Here is a 17,541-nt window from a genome sequence, read left to right as displayed (position 1 = left end):
GGAATGACCGCCGGACGGGGGTGCTGCGGGGCGGTGCGACCTTTTGGCCTAGGCAGTCGCGGGGAACGGATGGGCGGCCCACCGGTTGGCCCTTCAACAGCGCAGAGCGGCCCCCACGAGTGGCCCGCGCAATTGAAATCAAGGAGTTACAACATGACAAATCTGTTCACAAAAACCGCACGCATCACCGCAGTCGCCCTGCTGGCATCCGCGCCCGTCGCCGCATTTGCAGTCGAATCCGGTTCGCCCCAGCAGTCGGTCGAGGCCGATCCCGACGAGTATGTCGCATCTGAGGATGCCGTAACCGGCGAGTCCATGGAAAACACGCCGATCGCCGGTCAGGAAGACGCATACGATGATGCGGACGTCGTCGAGGATGTCGACGGTTCGATCTACGAGGACGACGCCAAGCGCGACGGTTAATCGTCGGCAGACCATCCGAACAAAAAAGCCCCCGAGCACTGCTCGGGGGCTTTTTTAGTTCAGTGCTTAGGCCGTTCAGCCCATGCTGATGCTGGCAGCGCTTTCGGGAAGCTCTTCGTCGAACAGGCGCTGGTAGAACTCCGCGACTGTCTGGCGTTCGAGTTCGTCACATTTGTTGAGGAACGACAGGCGGAAGGCGTAGCCGACGTTCTTGAAGATTTCGGCGTTCTGCGCCCATGCGATCACGGTACGCGGTGACATCACCGTCGACAGATCGCCGTTCATGAATGCGGTGCGCGTCAGGTCGGCGACGGTCACCATCTGCTTGATCTTCTTGCGGCCCTCGGCGGTGTTGTAATGGGGGTTCTTGGCCAGCACGATCGCGGCTTCCGCGTCAATGCTGAGGTAGTTCAGCGTCGACACCAGCGACCAGCGGTCCATCTGGCCCTGGTTGATCTGCTGGGTCCCGTGGTAGAGCCCGGTCGTATCCCCCAGACCGACGGTATTGGCCGTGGCGAAGATGCGGAAATAGGGGTGCGGCGTGATCACCTGGTTCTGGTCGAGAAGCGTCAGCTTGCCGTCCTTTTCCAGAACCCGCTGGATGACGAACATCACATCGGCGCGACCGGCATCGTATTCATCGAACACAATCGCCGTCGGGTTGCGCAGCGCCCACGGCAGGATGCCTTCCTGGAAATCGGTGACCTGCTTGCCGTCGCGCAGTTTGATCGCGTCCTTGCCGATCAGGTCGATCCGGCTGATGTGGCTGTCGAGGTTCACACGCACCGCAGGCCAGTTCAGCCGCGCGGCGACCTGTTCGATATGCGTCGATTTACCCGTGCCGTGATAGCCCTGGATCATCACACGGCGATTGTGTGTAAATCCTGCAAGGATCGCCAGCGTGGTGTCGGGATCGAATTTGTAGGTGCTGTCGAATTCGGGGACGCGTTCGGTGGCTTCGGCGAAACCCTTGACCACCATGTCCGTATCGATGCCGAACACCTCACGCACCGAGATTTCCTTGGTCGGGGTTGCGTTGATGTCGAGTGCGCCGTCAGCCATGCCAATCATCCTAATTCTACCTCTCCTGACGCGAGGGCCGGAGATCTGTGGTTTCACTGCGGATGCAACATATCGCGCAGAGGTGCAAGGGAAAGGAAGAAATTTACGGGCGCCCGCAATGACCGGGGCGGCCGCCGTTGCCCGATTTCCGTGCACGTCCTGGCACGGGCAACGGCCCTCGCGAAAACGTCGGTCAGTCCTTGAAGTTCCGGCTGGCCTTCAACTGGTCCCATGCCCAGACAACCTGCTGCAACTGTTCTTCCTGACTGCGGTCGCCGCCGTTCATATCCGGGTGCAATACCTTGATGAGCGATTTGTAGATCTTGCGGATCTCCGCCTTTGTCATGTTGTCCTTGGCTTCCAGAATCTCGAGCGAGCGGCGTTCGGTCGGCGGCAGGCGGCGTCCTGCCTGCGGCCCCTTGCCGGGGTTCTGCGTGGCGTTGGCCCCCAGCACCTGATGCGGATCCTCGATCCCCAGGCGCGCCCATGCACGCTGCTCGGGGTCGCCCATGGGCTTTGTCGGGCGTTCCCAGACTTTGCCCTCGCTCAGCTTCGCGTTCATTTCCGCTTCGGTGGTGCCGTCGAAGAAATTCCACTTGTTGTTATATTCGCGCACGTGCTGCTGGCAGAACCAGAAATAGTCATCGAGCACGTCCGGAGCCTTTGGCGCGCGGTACTTGCCCGCCTCCTGGCATCCGTCGTGGTCACAGATCCGCGTGGATGTTTCCGACGCGCCGGACATACCGCGCCGACCGCGCGGGTTTTTCTTCTTTGCGGAAGAAACCGACATATCGAAACCAAAGGGATCATCTTTTCGCATGGGAGAACCTTTCCGTTGCAGGGCGTCTAGTCTAAACCTCTGGGCAGCAGAGGGAAGGGGGCGTATCGAAAAAATGCGTCGGATCACGGCGACATTAGACCGCGCCCCGGATTGAGGATGGACATGGCTGTCAAAGATGAAATCGAAGCTTCCCTTAGGAAGTCATTCAGCGTCGAAGCGTTGCAGGTAGAGGACGTGAGCGAGGCCCACAGGGGCCACGCGGGATTTCAGGAGGGCGGTGAAAGCCACTTCGATGTCGCGATCACCGCACCGGAATTCAAGGGGATGAGCCGCATTGCGAAGCATCGCGCGGTTCACGCGGCGCTTGGGCCTGCGCTGATCGGGCGCATCCACGCGCTGTCGCTCGATATCAAGCCCTGACGCGGGCACGGTCCTGCGCGGGCCGGATCACGATTTAGGCGTGTCGCGGGTGTTTTCCGGTGGTTCGGGCTCCTGTTCCGGCTCCGGCTCGGGTGAGGGCGGCTCGGCGTCTTCGGGCAAGGCCATCGATGCGGCGCCGGGGTCGGGCAGGGCGTCTTCGGACAATTCCGGCGGTGCGTCGGGGCCTGTGCGGGCCAGACTGCGCGCGCGCGCCAGAATATTCAGGGTCGAACTGATCTTGCTCTCGCTCTGGGGATCCTCGACGCCGTTGTCCGCCGGATCGCTCTGCGCGGGTGCCGCCGCTTTGTCGCCGGATTTCGCCTCAGGGGCTTCCGCGTCGTCCTGGGACAGGGGCGCAGGCAGAAGTTCGGGTTGAAATTCCGCCGCGTCGCCTTCGCGCGGGCGGCGGAACACCAGCACGTTGCGCCATTCCGTTGTCGTTCCGGTCAGACCGGCACGTTCGATCGACGGAAGTGTTTCGGCGCGCATGAACTCCCAGCCGTATCCCGAAAGACCGTTCATCAGTTCCTGAAGTGCGAAGGAAAACCGTGCCTCCGCGCCACGCACACCCTTGCCTTTGAGCCCCTTCGTCGGGGCGGGAACAACCTTGTATTCATAGCGGGGCATGGATGCGTTTCCGGTTCAGTTTGCGATGTTCTAGCCTGCGGCAGCGCGAAAGGAAACCGCCGCGCCTGCCGGGCGGCGGTTGCGCGCCCGCAGGAGCCGCGCGGGGTAGGGCAGTGCGCGTTAGGCGCGCGTCCTAGCGGACAATACCGATCTTGCGACCGGCGCGTTCGGGCCAGGGTGCAAGATCGTGGCGGGCTTTCATGTCCCGCAACCGGGCCTGAATGTCTTCGGGCATGGGGGCGGATTTCGGCGCGTCGCCGGACTGGTCGATATGCAGCGTCAGCGCCTCGCCGGTGGCGGCCACCCAGCCGTCCTCGTGGGTCAGCTCCTGATAGACGTGGAACCGCTTCTTGTCGTAGTCCAGCAGATGCAGGGTCGAGGTCACGCGGTCGCCCTCGTGCAGCTCGCGCAGATAGCAGATGTGGAATTCCACCACATAGGTCGTGCAGCCAGTGCGGTCACGGTAGTCGGGGCCGAAGCCGATCAGCGGATAGGCCTGATCGGCGCATTGATCCATCAGCACGGAATAATAGGCCATGTTGAGGTGGCCGTTGTAATCGATCCATTCCGGCAGGACGACCATCGGTTCGGAGCGGAAGACATGCTCGGTCATGCGCTCAGCCTTCCAGCTTTTGCGCGACCAGCTGGTTCACGACCTTGGGGTTGGCCTTGCCGCCCGTGGCTTTCATGACCTGACCGACGAACCAGCCCGCGAGTTTCGGGTTCTCTTTCGCCTTGGCGACTTGATCTGGATTGCCTGCGATGATCTCGTCCACCGCCGCCTCGATCGCGGCTGTGTCGGTGACCTGCTTCATGCCTTCGGTCTCGACGATCTCGTTCGGCTCGCGGCCCGTGGTATAGCAGATCTCGAACACATCCTTGGCGATCTTGCCCGAGATGGCGTCGGAGGCGATCAGGTCGATGATCTGGCCCAGCTGTGCGGGTGTCACGGGGCTTTCGGTGATGTCGCGGTCGTCCTTCTTGAGCCGGCCGAACAACTCGTTGATGACCCAGTTCGCCGCCATCTTGCCATCGCGCCCTTGCGCGACCTGTTCGAAATAGCCTGCCGAATCCAGATCGGCGGTCAGCACGCTGGCATCATAGTCGCTCAGCCCGAAATCGGAGATGAAGCGCGCTTTCTTGGCGTCGGGAAGCTCGGGCAGGTTGGCCGCGATATCGTCCACCCACGCCTGTTCGATTTCGAGCGGCAGCAGGTCGGGATCGGGGAAATACCGGTAATCATGCGCTTCCTCTTTCGAGCGCATGGAGCGGGTCTCCTGCCGGTCCGGATCGAAGAGCCGCGTTTCCTGCACCACCTCGCCGCCGCCCTCGACAATGGCGATCTGGCGCTTCGCCTCGACCTCGATGGCCTGCTGGATAAAGCGCATCGAGTTCATGTTCTTGATCTCGCAGCGGGTGCCGAGGAAGGAGAAATCCTGTGTTTCCTGATATTTCTCGTAGGCACCGGGTTTGCAGATCGACACGTTGACGTCTGCGCGCATGGCGCCCGACTGCATGTCGCCGTTGCAGGTGCCCAGATAGCGCATGATCTGGCGCAGCTTGGCAAGATAGGCGGCCGCCTCTTCCGGGCCGCGGATATCGGGGCGCGAGACGATCTCCATCAGTGCCACGCCGGTCCGGTTCAGATCGACGAAAGACATCGACGGATCCATGTCGTGGATCGATTTGCCGGCGTCCTGTTCAAGGTGGATCCGTTCGATCCGCACCGTGCGGGCCGTACCGTCGCCCATCTCGACCAGCACCTCGCCCTCACCGACGATGGGGTGGTAAAGCTGGCTGATCTGGTAGCCCTGTGGCAGATCGGGGTAGAAATAATTCTTCCGGTCGAACGCCGAAAACAGGTTGATGTCCGCTTTCAGCCCAAGCCCGGTGCGCACGGCCTGTTCGACGCAAAATTCGTTAATAACCGGCAGCATACCGGGCATCGCAGCGTCCACGAACGCCACGTTCGAGTTCGGCTCGGCACCGAATTGCGTGGACGCGCCGGAAAAGAGCTTGGATTTGGAGAGCACCTGCGCGTGCACTTCCATGCCGATAACAAGTTCCCAGTCCTGCTTTGCACCGGCGATGGTGCGCGGTTTGGGGGTGTCGTAGGTCAGATCAAGCATGGTGAAGCCTCAGGCGTGGAAGAACTCAGCCGGGTTTAGCCGCGGCAGGGCAAACCTGCAAGGACCGCGGGGGCGTACCCGCGCCTCCATCGGAGCGTTGCCGGCAGATCGGGCAGCCGCAGGAGAGATCGCCCCCCTGCGGATGCCCGTCGGAAGGTCTCAGGCCATCTGATCGCGCAGGACGCGGCGCAGGATCTTGCCGGAGGCCGATTTCGGGATCTCGTCGACGAAGTGGACCTTGTGGACCTGCTTGTAGGACGACAGGGTTTTCTTGAGGTGATCCTTGATCTCTGCCTCGCTGGGCGCGTCCTTGCCGGTGACCACGAAAGCGATCGGCAATTCGCCCGCCTCATCGTCCGGCTGGCCGATCACGGCTGCGTCGGTAATCCCCGGATGGGTGACGAGCGTCGCCTCAAGCTCGGCCGGAGCGACCTGGAAGCCCTTGTATTTGATCAGCTCTTTCAGGCGATCCATGATGAACATGAAACCGTCCTCGTCGATCTTGGCGATATCGCCGGTCTTGAGCCAGCCGTCCTCGTTGATCGTTTCGTTGGTGGCTTTTTCGTTGTTGAGATAGCCCAGCATCACCTGTGGCCCCTTGATCCACAGCTCGCCCTCTTCTCCGGTGGCCATGTCTTCTCCGGTCTCGGGGTCGACGATGCGGCATTCGGTATTTGGCAGGGCCAGCCCCGAGGATCCCGATTTCGCGCCATCGCGCGGGGACACGTGGGTGACGGGGCTCGACTCGGTCATGCCGTAGCCCTGGAGGGCCACGCAGCCGACGCGCTTGGCCGCCGCATCGGCGACTTCACCGCCCAGCGGGGCCGCGCCCGAGAATATCTCGACCACACTCGACAGATCGTATTCCTCGACCAGCGGGTGCTTGGCCAGCGCCAGTGCCACTGGCGGCACGACCCACATCCGTCTGGATTTGTGCTCCTGGCAGATCTTCAGGAAAAGCTCGAGGTCGAAGCGTGGCAGAGTGACCAGTGCACCGCCCCCGCCGAGATGGACGTTCATCAGAACCTGCATGCCGTAGATGTGGAAGAACGGCAGGAAGGCGGCGGCGGTCTCGCCGGGTTGGAATTTCGACGCCGCGATCACCTGATCGACGTTGACGACGAGGTTGCGGTGCGACAGGCGCACGCCCTTGGGCAATCCGGTGGTACCCGACGAATAGGGCAGCACGACGACGTGGGTATCGAGATCGACCTCGACCTGATCGGCAAGCTCGGCACCGAAATAGGCGTCCAGCGTTTCGGCGCCCTCGGCCTCTCCGATGGTGACGACGGGCAGGTCGCCGACTTCTTTCGCGGCGGTTTGCGCGGTTTCAAGGAACATCGGGATGGTGATCAGGATATCGGCAGCACTGTCGCGCAGCTGGTGGGCGACTTCGGAGGCGGTGTAGGTGGGGTTGATCGTCGTGATCGTGCCACCGGCCCATGCAACGGCGTGGAACACGACCGCGTATTGCGGCATGTTCGGTGCCATCAGTGCGACACGTTTGCCCGCCCCGAACCCGCGTTCGGTCAGACCACCTGCCAGCGATTTGACCGTTTGCATGAATTCGGCTGCCGTCATCGACGCGCCGGACGGACCATCCGTCAGCACGGTTTCTTCGGGGCGTGTGCGCAGGTTTTCGAAAACGCGTTCGGTGATGGTGATGTCGCGGATGGCGATGTCCGCGGCGGCAGTCTTGTACACTGACATGAAAGTCCTCCCTATTTCAGGGAAGGAATATGAATTCCCGGGGGGTATTGTCCAGCCGTGAACGGGACATAGGGTTTGTCCGGTCGCGGCGACCCCACGTCAGGCGGCCATGGTGATGGCCCCCTTGTCCGTAAAGACGATGCGTTTGCCCGCGTCGATCTCCTTGCGGAAAAGATTGGCGATGATGCGCAGGGCGTCGTCCTGGCCCGCCGCCGCAAAGCGCGAGGTGGACGAGACGCGCAGGTTGTTGGCGAAACCCTGCGCCGCATGGGCCCAGATCATCGGGTGCAGTTCGGTCAGGCGCTCGCGCACGATCCAGCCCGCGCAATTGGCGATCTGCGAGCGGATATGATCCGCCCTGTCATTGCCGGAATAGGCCTGACCCATCGTGTTCGCACAATAGGCCGCCAGCAGGTTCACCGTGTGCTGGTCCGACGACCGCTCCAGAATATCGGAGATGCCCTCGACGAAAAACGGCAGATCGACCCGCGCGCAGGCCGCATCGTCGAGTGTGATCGCATCCATCATCACCCATGTATAACCACCGGCGCCCCAGTGCTGTTCGGTGCGCGCGGCAGTGCGCCGCGCTTCGAGTTCGAGACCCGGAAGGGAGCCGAACCAGCGCGGCAGCATATGGGTGCCGAGCGCGCGGTAGGGGGCGGTGTTCGCAGGGTTCAGGTCGATCAGCTTTTCGAAACGGTCCGCGACTTCCCGCGCGCTGCCGCCTGCGCCGGTCAGGACCGAACAGGCGGTTGCGGCCAGCAGGGTCGAGGACGGTGTTTCGCCGTCGAAGGGCTCGATGATTTCGCGGGCGCGGGCGAGGTGCGCCTCGAAGGCCTCGCGGTTGCGCGGAGCGATCTCCACGTCCCAGCCGATCCCGCGCCAGGCCCATGCCAGATCGACATGGGTCTGTGCGACGATGCAGGCCACCACAAGGTTGCCTGCATGTTCTGCCAGAACGTATTCGAGCGCTTCGATTCCGCGCAGAAGCGGAGCGTCACGGTCGGGCGTGCGGTCGATCAGGGCGTGTTCCACTGCCAGAACCACGTCTGCGCGGGCACCGAAGGCCATCAGGTCGGCGACGCTCATCCCGCCGGGGGTCAGCAGTCTGCGCTGGTCTGCCCGTTCGATCATCGTGGTCAGATCGCTCCAGCGTTCCTGACGGACTAACCGCAAGGCGCTGTTCTGATAGGCGTCGCGCGTGCGCTCCTCGGCTGTCGGATCCGGGCAGGGAATCGATAGCTGTTTCAGTGCGCAAGGGCCGCGTTCGGGGTCGGCGACGGCCTGTTTCAGCGACATTCTCTCGGGGATCGTGGCTGTCGCGGGGGCCTCTGCGAGTTCTTTCGCGCGTTTGCGGGTCCATGCGGCAGGCCGCTGGGCTGCCTCGGCTGGCTTGCCAGCAACCGCGAGCGGCCAGGGCGCCCGCAGGCGGATCCCGGTCGGCTTGGAAATCTTGCTGATGAGGGTCGACATCAGTGTCATGTGGCGCTCCGGGATAATGGGTGAATGATTTGTCCCTTAGGTGCCGGTGCAATTTGGCCTGACTGTGGCGCGGACGCGGAGAAGGAGGGGAATTGCGAGAATGTTGAAGCCCGCCAAGCGGTCATTTGCGGCGGATTGTTGCGCGTGTCCCGCCAGACCGGCGGATAGCGGCTGATTGTACCCCCGCAGGGGACAGACGGGCGCGCGACCGGATTCTGTCTGTCTTGCCAAGGCGACGCAGGGCGCAACATAGTGTGCGTCATGAAAAAGCTGCTCTTCTTTATCCTCTGCGCGGGCATCCCGCTCGCGCTTGGTGCCGAGACACAGGCGACCGTGCGGCCCCCGGCCTTGCCCGCAGTGCCGGTGGCGCCGGATGCGTTGGGGCCGCGCGTTGACGGCGTGGTGACCACGGCTGCCGCGGTAGGGGTGCCACGTACGGGGCCGCCGCTGATTGATCCGGCCAGCATCGCGGTCCGTCCCCCCGCACGGCGCGCGCAGCTTCCGCGCACGCGCTGGCAGCACATGTCGGGCCACGCGCTCTGGACACAAACCGCACTTTCGGCGCTCAAGGATCATGGCAAGCCGCTGGTCGACCTCGTGCCGCGCGACATCGAAACATGGTGCCCCGCCTATCCGATGAACGACGACGCCAAGAGGCGGGCGTTCTGGGTGGGATACCTGTCGGCGCTGGCCAAGCACGAGAGTACCTTCAAACCCTGGGCGGTCGGTGGCGGTGGCAAATGGTACGGGTTGTTGCAGATCCTGCCTGCCACGGCGCGGGGGTACAGATGTAATGCCGGTACCGGCGAGGCACTGAAAAGCGGTGCCGCGAATCTCAGCTGTGCGGTGCGCATCATGACCCATACGGTGCGGCGCGACGGTGTAATCCACGGGCGCGACGGGGCATGGCGGGGTGTGTCGGCGGATTGGGGACCGATGCGCAATGCCCGCAAACGCGAGGATATCGCGAACTGGCTGCGCGGTCAGGCCTATTGCAAACCACTCGGTGTCACGAGGCCACGGGCCAGACCCTGACGGAAGACGCGTTGTTGCCCAAAGCGCAGGTCAGCCGATCAGGGAAAAATGGTGCCGCCTCACCTTCAGGCCGGCCTCGGTCGCTGCCGCTTCGATCCGGTCGGCGGGGGGCGTTGCCGGAACCGGCACACGCAGCTTGCGGCCCGATGTCAGAACCACGCTCAGCCGGACCGAGAAATCGAGCCGCGTGTCCAGCCGCAGGTGATCCACGCCTTCGAGCGCGATCTCTGCCTCGGAGCGCGGGGTCTGCCAGTTGATGTGGCTGTCGGTCAGCCCGAATTCGGCACGCGGATTGACCACCAGATCGTTCATTGCCGGTATCGTGAACGCCCCCAGGAGGGCTACGATCCACCACGCCGCATCCAGCACCAGCAAGGCCACGGCAAGCGCCGCCCATATCAGGCCGACCACGAAGAGAAGCGTCCGCCGGTCCGGCGTGGCGCTATAGTGATATGGAAGCGTCATGCGGTCCTGAAAACCCGCGCCAGCGCGCCCATCGCATCCGATTGCCGTGCGCTGGGCATGCCGCGCTGGCCCGCGGCAGAGATATCTCCCAGCACGCGCATCAGCTTGTCAAAGGCGGTTCCGTGGTCCAGCCGTTTCAGCCGCCGCGTCAGCGCATCGAAGGCAGGTGTTGGGCCACCGCCCTGCGCCACGATCCAAGGTGCGAGGACGGTCAAATCCTGCGCGGCGGACGCGTCCAGTTTCAGATGCTTTTTCAGCGCAGTCTGCAGGGCCGTGTCCTGCACGGCGCCGGCGTTGTCCATCTGCGCGAAGGCCTGCCCGAGCGCCGCGATGCAGATCTCGGAACTGGCGATGGAGGCGATGATCTCGGTATTGGGTTTCGCGTGCAGCCCCGCACGCTTCGCCGCTTTGCGCACCGGTGCAGGGGCATCCATCAGGCCGCCCGCGATATAGGGGCCGCGCTGAAGTTTTCTGAGGATCAAGAGGCCGGTGAAGAGCACGCCGGCCAGAATGATGATGTAGAGCATCGACTGCATCCTTCCTTAGGTGCGGGAACGGGGGCCCGTCACCTGCCGCCCGTCACATCGAGGGTGGTTCCGGTGATATAGCTTGCCGCGTCCGACAACAGATAAAGCACGGCGTCGGCGACTTCGCGCGCTGTTCCCGCGCGTCCGCCCAGCGGCACGTTCGGCGCCGTGCGCGCAAGGCGCCCGGGATCGCCGCTGCGGGCGTGGATGTCGGTGTCGATCAGGCCGGGGGCGACCGCGTTCACCCGCACGCCCGCGCCCGCCACTTCCAGTGCAAGCCCCTTGGAGTATGTCTCGAGCGCTGCCTTGCTGGCGGCGTAGTCGACAAAGAGATCGGGCGCGCCGGTGCGCGCGGCGATCGAGGTGATGTTCACGATCGCGCCGGATTTCCGTGGCACCATCCGGCGCACGGCGGCCCCCGCCACCAGCATCGCGCCGATCACGTTGACGTCAAAGATCGCGCGCAGCCTGTCGTGGGTCAGTTCTGCCGCGCGGGCAGGCGGGGCCGTGATCCCTGCGTTGTTGACCAGTGCAGCAAGCGGACCCAGATCGTCGATCTGCGCAAAGAGATCGTGGATGGCCTGTGGGTCGGCGACATCCGTTTGCCGGACAGCGACATCCGCACCTAAGGCACGCGCCTGCGCGGCGGTCTCTTCGGCACCGTCGCGATTGCCGTTGTAGGTCAGGACAAGGTCGTAGCCCTCTTCGGCGGCACGCAGGGCGCAGGCGGCTCCGATTCCGCCAGATGCACCGGTGATCAGGCACAGCGGTCGGCTCACGCGGCGGCGATCCGGCTGAGCATCTCTGTCGTGTCCCGGCTGAGCCCGTCCGTGTCGAGCAGGCGGGTCACCTGATCGCGGATCATGCTCTGGCGGTCCTCGTCATACCTGCGCCACGTCTGGAAGGCCGAGCACATGCGCGCCGTCGTCTGCGGGTTGACGGGATCGAGCCGGATCAGCCAGTCCGTCAGCAGTTCATAGCCCGCGCCGGAGGCATGGTGGAAACCCGCGTGGTGCATCGCCAGCGCCCCGAAGACCGCGCGGAAGCGGTTCGGGTTTTTCCAATTGAAATCGGGGTGCTCTGTCAGGCGGCGGGCGGTCGCGGCGGCCTCGTCTGGCGCGGCTTCGATCACCTGAAGGCTGAACCACTTGTCCATCACCAGACGGTCGTCTTTCCATTGGGTCTCGAAGGACGCCAGCAGATCCTGCCCGTTGCCCGCGCGCAGGCTACAGGCAAGGGCGGCCAGCTGCTGTGTCATATTGTCGGCGTCGGTGAATTGGCGCGCCGCGCGGGCGCCGCCATCCTGTCGCGAGATCAGCGCGAGCGCCGCGTTGGCCAGCGCGCGTTTGCCCGACTGCTCAGCGTCGGGGCGATAGGGGGCCGTCACCTGATTGTCGCTGTGCAGCGCTGCCAGATCGTCCGCCAGCCGCTGCGCCTGCGCGTCGCGCATGGCTTCGGCGGCGGTGTATATTCTCGCGGGATCGGGGGTATGTCCTGCCTGGTCGAGGGTTCCGGCCAGATCCGTCTGGCTGGGCAGGCCCAGCATCAGGGCGCGAAAGGCGGGATCAAGCGCCTTGTCGGTGACCACGGCGGCAAGCGCGTCGAGATAGGCGGCGTCCGGGGCGGCACCCTCGGTGATCATCGCGATCAGGGATTTGCGGGCCAGCGTGCGTGCCGCTTCCCAGCGGTTGAACGGATCGGTGTCATGGGCAACCAGATGCGCGCGGTCGGCGTCCGGCATGGGATGGTCCAGCACGACAGGCGCCGAAAAATCGCGTAGGATCGACGCGACCGGGCGCTCCGCCAGCCCTTCGAAGGTGAAGCTCTGCTCGGCCTGGTCCATCTCCAGCACGCGGGTGGCCGCGGCTTCGCTTCCGTCGCGTGCGATCAGGCCCACCGCGATCGGGATCACCTGTGGTGCGGGCGCGGGGCTGGCCGCCGAAGGTTTGGTTTCCTGCCGGAACGCGAGCGTCAGCGTTCCGTCCTCCCACTGTTCCGTGACCGACAGATGCGGTGTGCCCGCCTGCGAATACCAGCGCTTGAACTGCGTCAGATCGCGGCCTGTGCTGTCCTCGAAAACCTTCAACCAGTCCTCGATTGTGGCGGCATCGCCGTCGTGACGGGTGAAATACAGGTCCAGCGCGTCGGCATAGGCCGCATCGCCCACCAGCGTCTTGAGCATGTGGATGACCTCCGCCCCCTTTTCGTAGACCGTGGCGGTATAGAAGTTGTTCACTTCCTGAAAGCTTTCCGGCCGGACGGGATGCGCCAGCGGGCCCTGATCCTCGGGGAACTGGCGGGCGCGCAGGTCGATCACGTCCGAGATGCGCTTGACCGGTGCCGACCGCATGTCGGCGGTGAACTGGCTGTCGCGAAAGACGGTCAGCCCTTCCTTGAGGCACAGCTGGAACCAGTCGCGGCAGGTGATGCGGTTGCCGGTCCAGTTGTGGAAATACTCGTGGGCGATGATCGCCTCGATCCGCTCGAAATTCGTGTCGGTCGAGGTTTCGGGCGAGGCGAGAACGGCGGAGGAGTTGAAGATGTTCAGCCCCTTGTTCTCCATCGCGCCCATGTTGAAATCGTCCACCGCGACGATGTTGAACAGATCGAGGTCGTATTCGCGGCCGTAAACCTCTTCGTCCCATTTCATCGAGGCTTTCAGCGCCTCCATGCCGAAGGCGCATTTGCCCTCGTCACCGGGACGCACGTAGAGGTTCAGCGCGACCTCGGCCCCGCTGCGCGTGGTGAAACTGCCCTGATGCGCAACCAGATCCCCTGCCACCAGTGCGAAGAGATAAGCGGGCTTGGGCCATGGATCATGCCATTCCGCGCGCCCCTCTGAGGTGCTGACGGGATTGCCGTTGGACAAGAGCACAGGATGTGGCCCGTCGATCGTGACCGAAAACACCGACATCACATCGGGGCGGTCGGGGTAGTAGGTGATCTTGCGAAAGCCCTCGGCTTCGCACTGGGTGCAGTACATGCCGTTCGACATGTAAAGCCCTTCGAGCGCGGTGTTGTTTGCGGGGTCGATCTCGACCTCGCTTTCCCACAGGAAGGCGCGGTCGGGTACGGCGCAGCGCAGACCGTCCGCCGTGATGTCGGGTGTGACAAGCTGCCCGTCGATCTTGGCGCTAATCAGCTGTAGGTTCTCTCCATGCAGGAAGAAATCCTGCTTAGGCGCCCCGGGATTCGGGGTCAGCGTCATCCGACACCGCACTCTTGTGGCATGCGGATCCAATGTGAACGCAAGCGAAACGCTTTCGACCTTCCAGCCGAAGGGCGTATAGTCGGCAAGGTAGACGGTCTGTGGGCTGGCGTCGCGCATCGGGTATCCTGACAGGGCTGGCTAAGAAATTTAGGTCGCCCTTGGAACGGACGGTGCTGGCCTTACGTTATGCCTATGAATCAATGCCCGCAAGCGGGCTAGAAAGTAGTAAGGAGAACAGACAATGTCTGCACCCCAAACCGACGTTGAGCGTCAGGAACGACGCCATAAACCATCCCTTTTCGGCATCCGCGGAGCGATGATTTTCGGGGGGCTGATGATTGTTCTGCTCATCGTCTACAACGTGATGAACGCGGGCGATGGCGAGGCCGTGCTGAACGACGTCGAGACGAACGCCGAAGGGTCGACCGTTGCAACCGACACCTACGAGCCGGGCACGAACAACTCCGGCACGCCAACGGATCCCGCCGCAACGGAGTGACCGTTTTCGCCGCATTTGCAGAAGCCATCCGCGCCTCCGATTCCGTTCGGGGGCGCTTTTGCATGAGATAGGCCGCGGTCATGCCCAAGCAGCGCAAGAAGTCCGATTTGCCCAGCAAAACCTGCGCCACCTGCGGGCGGCCCTTCGCGTGGCGCAAGAAATGGGCCGATGTCTGGGACGAAGTGCGCTATTGCTCGGAGAGGTGCAAGCGCGGCCGTCCGCGCGGCGACGGGGGCAAATTGGTAAGATAATCTGACCGCAGCCCCTTGCGAGCCGGTCGGCATGGTATTATGGCTGGCTTAACGGAAATTTCCTATCGGAAACACGATCCGGCGGGAACACCATCTATCGAAGGGGAGCGACCATGAAGCGTGTTGATCGTGACGGCCTGCAAGTGGACAGCAGGCTTGCGGAATTCATCGAAGAGAAAGCCCTCGACGGGCTGTCCGTCGATGCGGGATCTTTCTGGAGCGGGTTTTCCGCGCTTATCCACGACATGGGGCCGAAAAACCGCGCCCTGCTCGAAGACCGCGAGCGGATCCAGAGCCAGCTCGACGGCTGGCACCGTGACCATCAGGACAAGCCCCACGACGCAGAAGCCTACACCGCGTTCCTGCGCGAGATCGGCTATCTGGTCGAGGAGGGCGAGGATTTCCAGATCGACACGCGCGACGTCGACCCCGAAATCGCCCAGACGCCCGGACCGCAACTGGTTGTGCCGATCACCAATGCCCGCTTTGCGCTGAACGCGGCCAACGCGCGCTGGGGATCCCTTTATGATGCGTTCTACGGCACCGATGCGCTGGGCGATTTGCCGCAGGCGGGTGGATATGACGCCGAGCGTGGAAAACGTGTCGTGGCCCGCGCCAAGGCATTTCTGGATGACGCCGTGCCGCTGGTTTCAGGCAGCCACACGCAGGTCGTGGGATACCAGATCGTGGACGGGCAGCTTGAAGGCGTGATGCTGAACGGGTCGGACTGGCGCGGTGGCGGCAGCACCGCCGTGCAGGACGAGGCGCGCGACGGCACGCCGCCGGTCAAGAACGGCACACCGCTGGCGGACGCCTCGCAATTCGTGGGCTACCGCGGGCAGGCCGATGCGCCTTCGGCAGTTGTCCTGCGGAACAACGGCCTGCACATCGAGATCCAGATAGACGCTGACCATCCGATCGGCGCGTTGGACCCCGCCCATGTCAGCGATGTGCTGATGGAATCCGCGCTCAGCACGATCATGGATTGCGAGGACAGCGTCGCGGCAGTCGATGCCGAGGACAAGGTCGTCGCCTACGGCAACTGGCTGGGCCTGATGCGTGGCGATCTGGAAGAGACCTTCGAGAAGGGCGGAAAGACCGTCACCCGCGCGATGAACCCCGACCGCGACTATACCGCGGCGGATGGCGGCAGCCTGACACTCAAGGGCCGGTCGTTGATGCTGGTGCGCAACGTGGGCCATCTGATGACCAATCCCGCGATCCTCGACCGTGACGGCCTCGAGGTGGGTGAGGGGCTGATGGATGCGATGATCACAACGCTGATCGCGATGCACGACCTGAATCGCGAGGGCGGAAATTCGGTCACCGGATCGGTCTACGTCGTGAAGCCGAAGATGCACGGCCCCGAAGAGGTCGCCTTTTCGGACGCAATTTTCAGCCATGTGGAAAAGGTTCTGGGCCTGCCGCAGAACACCGTAAAGCTGGGGATCATGGACGAGGAGCGCCGCACCAGCGTCAACCTCAAGGAATGTATCCGCGCGGCGAAATCCCGTGTGGCCTTCATCAACACAGGCTTCCTCGACCGTACCGGCGACGAGATCCATACCTCGATGGATGCAGGTCCGATGGTGCCCAAGGGCGAGATGAAGACACAGCCCTGGATCGCGGCCTACGAAGACCGCAACGTCGATATCGGTCTGGCCTGCGGCCTGAAGGGGCGCGCGCAGATCGGCAAGGGCATGTGGGCCATGCCTGACCGTATGGCAGAGATGCTGGACCAGAAGATCGGCCACCCCAAGGCGGGCGCGACCTGTGCCTGGGTTCCGTCGCCGACGGCCGCCACCCTGCACGCGATGCACTACCACGCTGTCGACGTGCTGGCGCGTCAGGATGAACTCGCCGCCGGCGGGGCGCGCGGCACCCTCGAAGACCTGTTGACGATCCCGGTGATGGAAGGCCGCAACCTCAGCGATGACGAGGTCACCCGCGAGATCGAGAACAACGCCCAGGGTATCCTCGGATACGTCGTGCGCTGGGTCGATCAGGGGGTGGGCTGTTCCAAGGTGCCCGACATCAATGATGTGGGCCTGATGGAAGACCGCGCAACCTGCCGGATCTCGGCGCAGGCGCTGGCCAACTGGCTGCACCACGGGGTGATCAGCGAGGAGCAGGTCATTGCCGGGCTCAAGAAGATGGCCGAAGTCGTCGACCGCCAGAACGCGGGTGATCCACAGTATACGCCGATGGCGCCGGGCTACGACGGGATCGCGTTCAAGGCGGGCTGCGATCTGGTGCTGAAAGGCGTCGAACAGCCTTCGGGTTATACAGAGCCAGTGTTGCACGCGCGGCGGCTGGAGCTGAAGGCCGCAGGCTGAGGCGCGGGGCGCAGCGGGGAAGGGGGCCAGCCCCCGCCCCGCACAAGGCGCGCGGTTGGCCGGAGGCTGAAGGCCAGGAAAAGAAGACAGAATCGGTACCCGTGGAAGGGGCCGCAGAAAAAGGGAAGGACGAAGCATGACTGTTTCACTGAGAAAAGCGCGGACCGTGATCCGCAAGGCGTTCGAAAAAGGTGCCGAGCTGGAACTGAAGCCACTGTCGGTTGTGGTGCTGGACGCGGGCGGACATGTGATCGCGTTCGAACGGCAGGACGGGGCGTCGGTGGGCCGGTTCGCGATTGCCCACGGCAAAGCCTACGGGGCCGTGATGCTGGGCATGTCCGGCGGTGCGCAGATGAAGCGGGCGGAAGATCAGGCCTATTTCATGGCTGCGGTCAACGGTGTGTTCGGCGGTCAGGTTGTGCCGGTGCCGGGCGGTGTGCTTTTGCGCAGCGCGAAGGGCGCCGTGATCGGGGCGGTCGGCGTGACCGGCGATACCTCCGACAATGATGCCGCTGCGGCCATGGCGGGCATCGAAGCGGCGAACCTGATCGGCGAGATCTGACGCCACCAGATTTGCCCAAAA

Annotated in this window: 18 protein-coding genes; 7 read left to right on the top strand and 11 right to left on the bottom strand. The window is 63.7% G+C overall.

Translation table 11 applies throughout. The features are described from left to right. The first annotated feature begins 153 nt into the window (after positions 1-153). A complete protein-coding gene (locus tag ABMC89_RS05905; RefSeq protein ID WP_349566175.1) occupies positions 154-423 on the top strand; it encodes a hypothetical protein in 270 nt (89 codons plus the stop codon). A 75-nt stretch (positions 424-498) separates the two neighbouring features. Here ABMC89_RS05905 and cobS read toward each other — a convergent pair whose 3' ends face one another. Both cobS and ABMC89_RS05895 read right to left on the bottom strand, forming a co-directional pair. After that, positions 499-1,485, bottom strand: a complete 987-nt coding sequence (gene cobS / locus ABMC89_RS05900) for a cobaltochelatase subunit CobS (protein WP_349566173.1) — start codon at positions 1,483-1,485, stop codon at positions 499-501. A 193-nt stretch (positions 1,486-1,678) separates the two neighbouring features. Beyond that, positions 1,679-2,305, bottom strand: a complete 627-nt coding sequence (locus tag ABMC89_RS05895) for a J domain-containing protein (protein ID WP_349566171.1) — start codon at positions 2,303-2,305, stop codon at positions 1,679-1,681. 123 nt (positions 2,306-2,428) lie between these two features. Between ABMC89_RS05895 and ABMC89_RS05890 the strand changes: the two genes are divergently transcribed. Next, positions 2,429-2,686, top strand: coding sequence for a BolA family protein (locus ABMC89_RS05890; protein ID WP_349566168.1), 258 nt, complete (start codon positions 2,429-2,431; stop codon positions 2,684-2,686). Positions 2,687-2,713: 27 nt separating this feature from the next. Here the strand turns inward: ABMC89_RS05890 and ABMC89_RS05885 are convergent, their stop codons facing one another. From ABMC89_RS05885 to ABMC89_RS05865, 5 genes are all read right to left on the bottom strand, one after another. Then, positions 2,714-3,313: a hypothetical protein gene (locus ABMC89_RS05885; protein ID WP_349566166.1), complete on the bottom strand. Its 600-nt coding sequence runs from the start codon at positions 3,311-3,313 to the stop codon at positions 2,714-2,716. Positions 3,314-3,446: 133 nt separating this feature from the next. Then, entirely contained in the window at positions 3,447-3,926 is a 480-nt protein-coding gene (locus ABMC89_RS05880) for a thioesterase family protein (RefSeq protein ID WP_349566164.1), read from the bottom strand. Positions 3,927-3,930: 4 nt separating this feature from the next. Beyond that, a complete protein-coding gene (gene gatB / locus ABMC89_RS05875; protein ID WP_349566162.1) occupies positions 3,931-5,442 on the bottom strand; it encodes an Asp-tRNA(Asn)/Glu-tRNA(Gln) amidotransferase subunit GatB in 1,512 nt (503 codons plus the stop codon). Positions 5,443-5,601: 159 nt separating this feature from the next. Then, entirely contained in the window at positions 5,602-7,152 is a 1,551-nt protein-coding gene (locus tag ABMC89_RS05870) for an AMP-binding protein (protein WP_349566160.1), read from the bottom strand. A gap of 99 nt (positions 7,153-7,251) precedes the next feature. Beyond that, complete coding sequence (locus ABMC89_RS05865; protein WP_349566158.1) at positions 7,252-8,634, bottom strand: hypothetical protein; 1,383 nt, start codon at positions 8,632-8,634, stop codon at positions 7,252-7,254. Between the two features lie 261 nt (positions 8,635-8,895). Between ABMC89_RS05865 and ABMC89_RS05860 the strand changes: the two genes are divergently transcribed. Then, positions 8,896-9,669: a transglycosylase SLT domain-containing protein gene (locus tag ABMC89_RS05860; RefSeq protein WP_349566156.1), complete on the top strand. Its 774-nt coding sequence runs from the start codon at positions 8,896-8,898 to the stop codon at positions 9,667-9,669. A 30-nt stretch (positions 9,670-9,699) separates the two neighbouring features. Here ABMC89_RS05860 and ABMC89_RS05855 read toward each other — a convergent pair whose 3' ends face one another. The 4 genes from ABMC89_RS05855 to pepN are packed head-to-tail and all read right to left on the bottom strand — an operon-like array spanning position 9,700 to position 13,989. Further along, complete coding sequence (locus ABMC89_RS05855) at positions 9,700-10,134, bottom strand: hypothetical protein (protein ID WP_349566154.1); 435 nt, start codon at positions 10,132-10,134, stop codon at positions 9,700-9,702. Next, entirely contained in the window at positions 10,131-10,661 is a 531-nt protein-coding gene (locus ABMC89_RS05850) for a hypothetical protein (RefSeq protein WP_349566152.1), read from the bottom strand. Before ABMC89_RS05850 ends, ABMC89_RS05855 begins: the two co-directional genes overlap by 4 nt. A gap of 38 nt (positions 10,662-10,699) precedes the next feature. After that, on the bottom strand, positions 10,700-11,440 hold the full coding sequence (locus ABMC89_RS05845; RefSeq protein WP_349566150.1) for an SDR family NAD(P)-dependent oxidoreductase: 741 nt from the start codon (positions 11,438-11,440) through the stop codon (positions 10,700-10,702). Then, a complete protein-coding gene (gene pepN / locus ABMC89_RS05840; protein WP_349566148.1) occupies positions 11,437-13,989 on the bottom strand; it encodes an aminopeptidase N in 2,553 nt (850 codons plus the stop codon). Before pepN ends, ABMC89_RS05845 begins: the two co-directional genes overlap by 4 nt. Positions 13,990-14,113: 124 nt before the next feature. Between pepN and ABMC89_RS05835 the strand changes: the two genes are divergently transcribed. From ABMC89_RS05835 to ABMC89_RS05820, 4 genes are all read left to right on the top strand, one after another. Further along, entirely contained in the window at positions 14,114-14,371 is a 258-nt protein-coding gene (locus ABMC89_RS05835) for a hypothetical protein (protein ID WP_349566146.1), read from the top strand. Positions 14,372-14,451: 80 nt separating this feature from the next. Further along, complete coding sequence (locus ABMC89_RS05830) at positions 14,452-14,622, top strand: DUF2256 domain-containing protein (protein WP_349566144.1); 171 nt, start codon at positions 14,452-14,454, stop codon at positions 14,620-14,622. 113 nt (positions 14,623-14,735) lie between these two features. Continuing rightward, positions 14,736-16,958: a malate synthase G gene (locus tag ABMC89_RS05825; protein ID WP_349566142.1), complete on the top strand. Its 2,223-nt coding sequence runs from the start codon at positions 14,736-14,738 to the stop codon at positions 16,956-16,958. 136 nt (positions 16,959-17,094) lie between these two features. Then, positions 17,095-17,520, top strand: coding sequence for a GlcG/HbpS family heme-binding protein (locus ABMC89_RS05820; protein WP_349566140.1), 426 nt, complete (start codon positions 17,095-17,097; stop codon positions 17,518-17,520). Positions 17,521-17,541: the final 21 nt, after the last annotated feature.

Source organism: Sulfitobacter sp. HNIBRBA3233, from assembly GCF_040149665.1.
Taxonomy (GTDB): domain Bacteria; phylum Pseudomonadota; class Alphaproteobacteria; order Rhodobacterales; family Rhodobacteraceae; genus Sulfitobacter; species Sulfitobacter marinivivus.
Note: the sequence above shows the minus strand (reverse complement) of the source record. Positions and strands in the feature narration are given on the sequence as shown.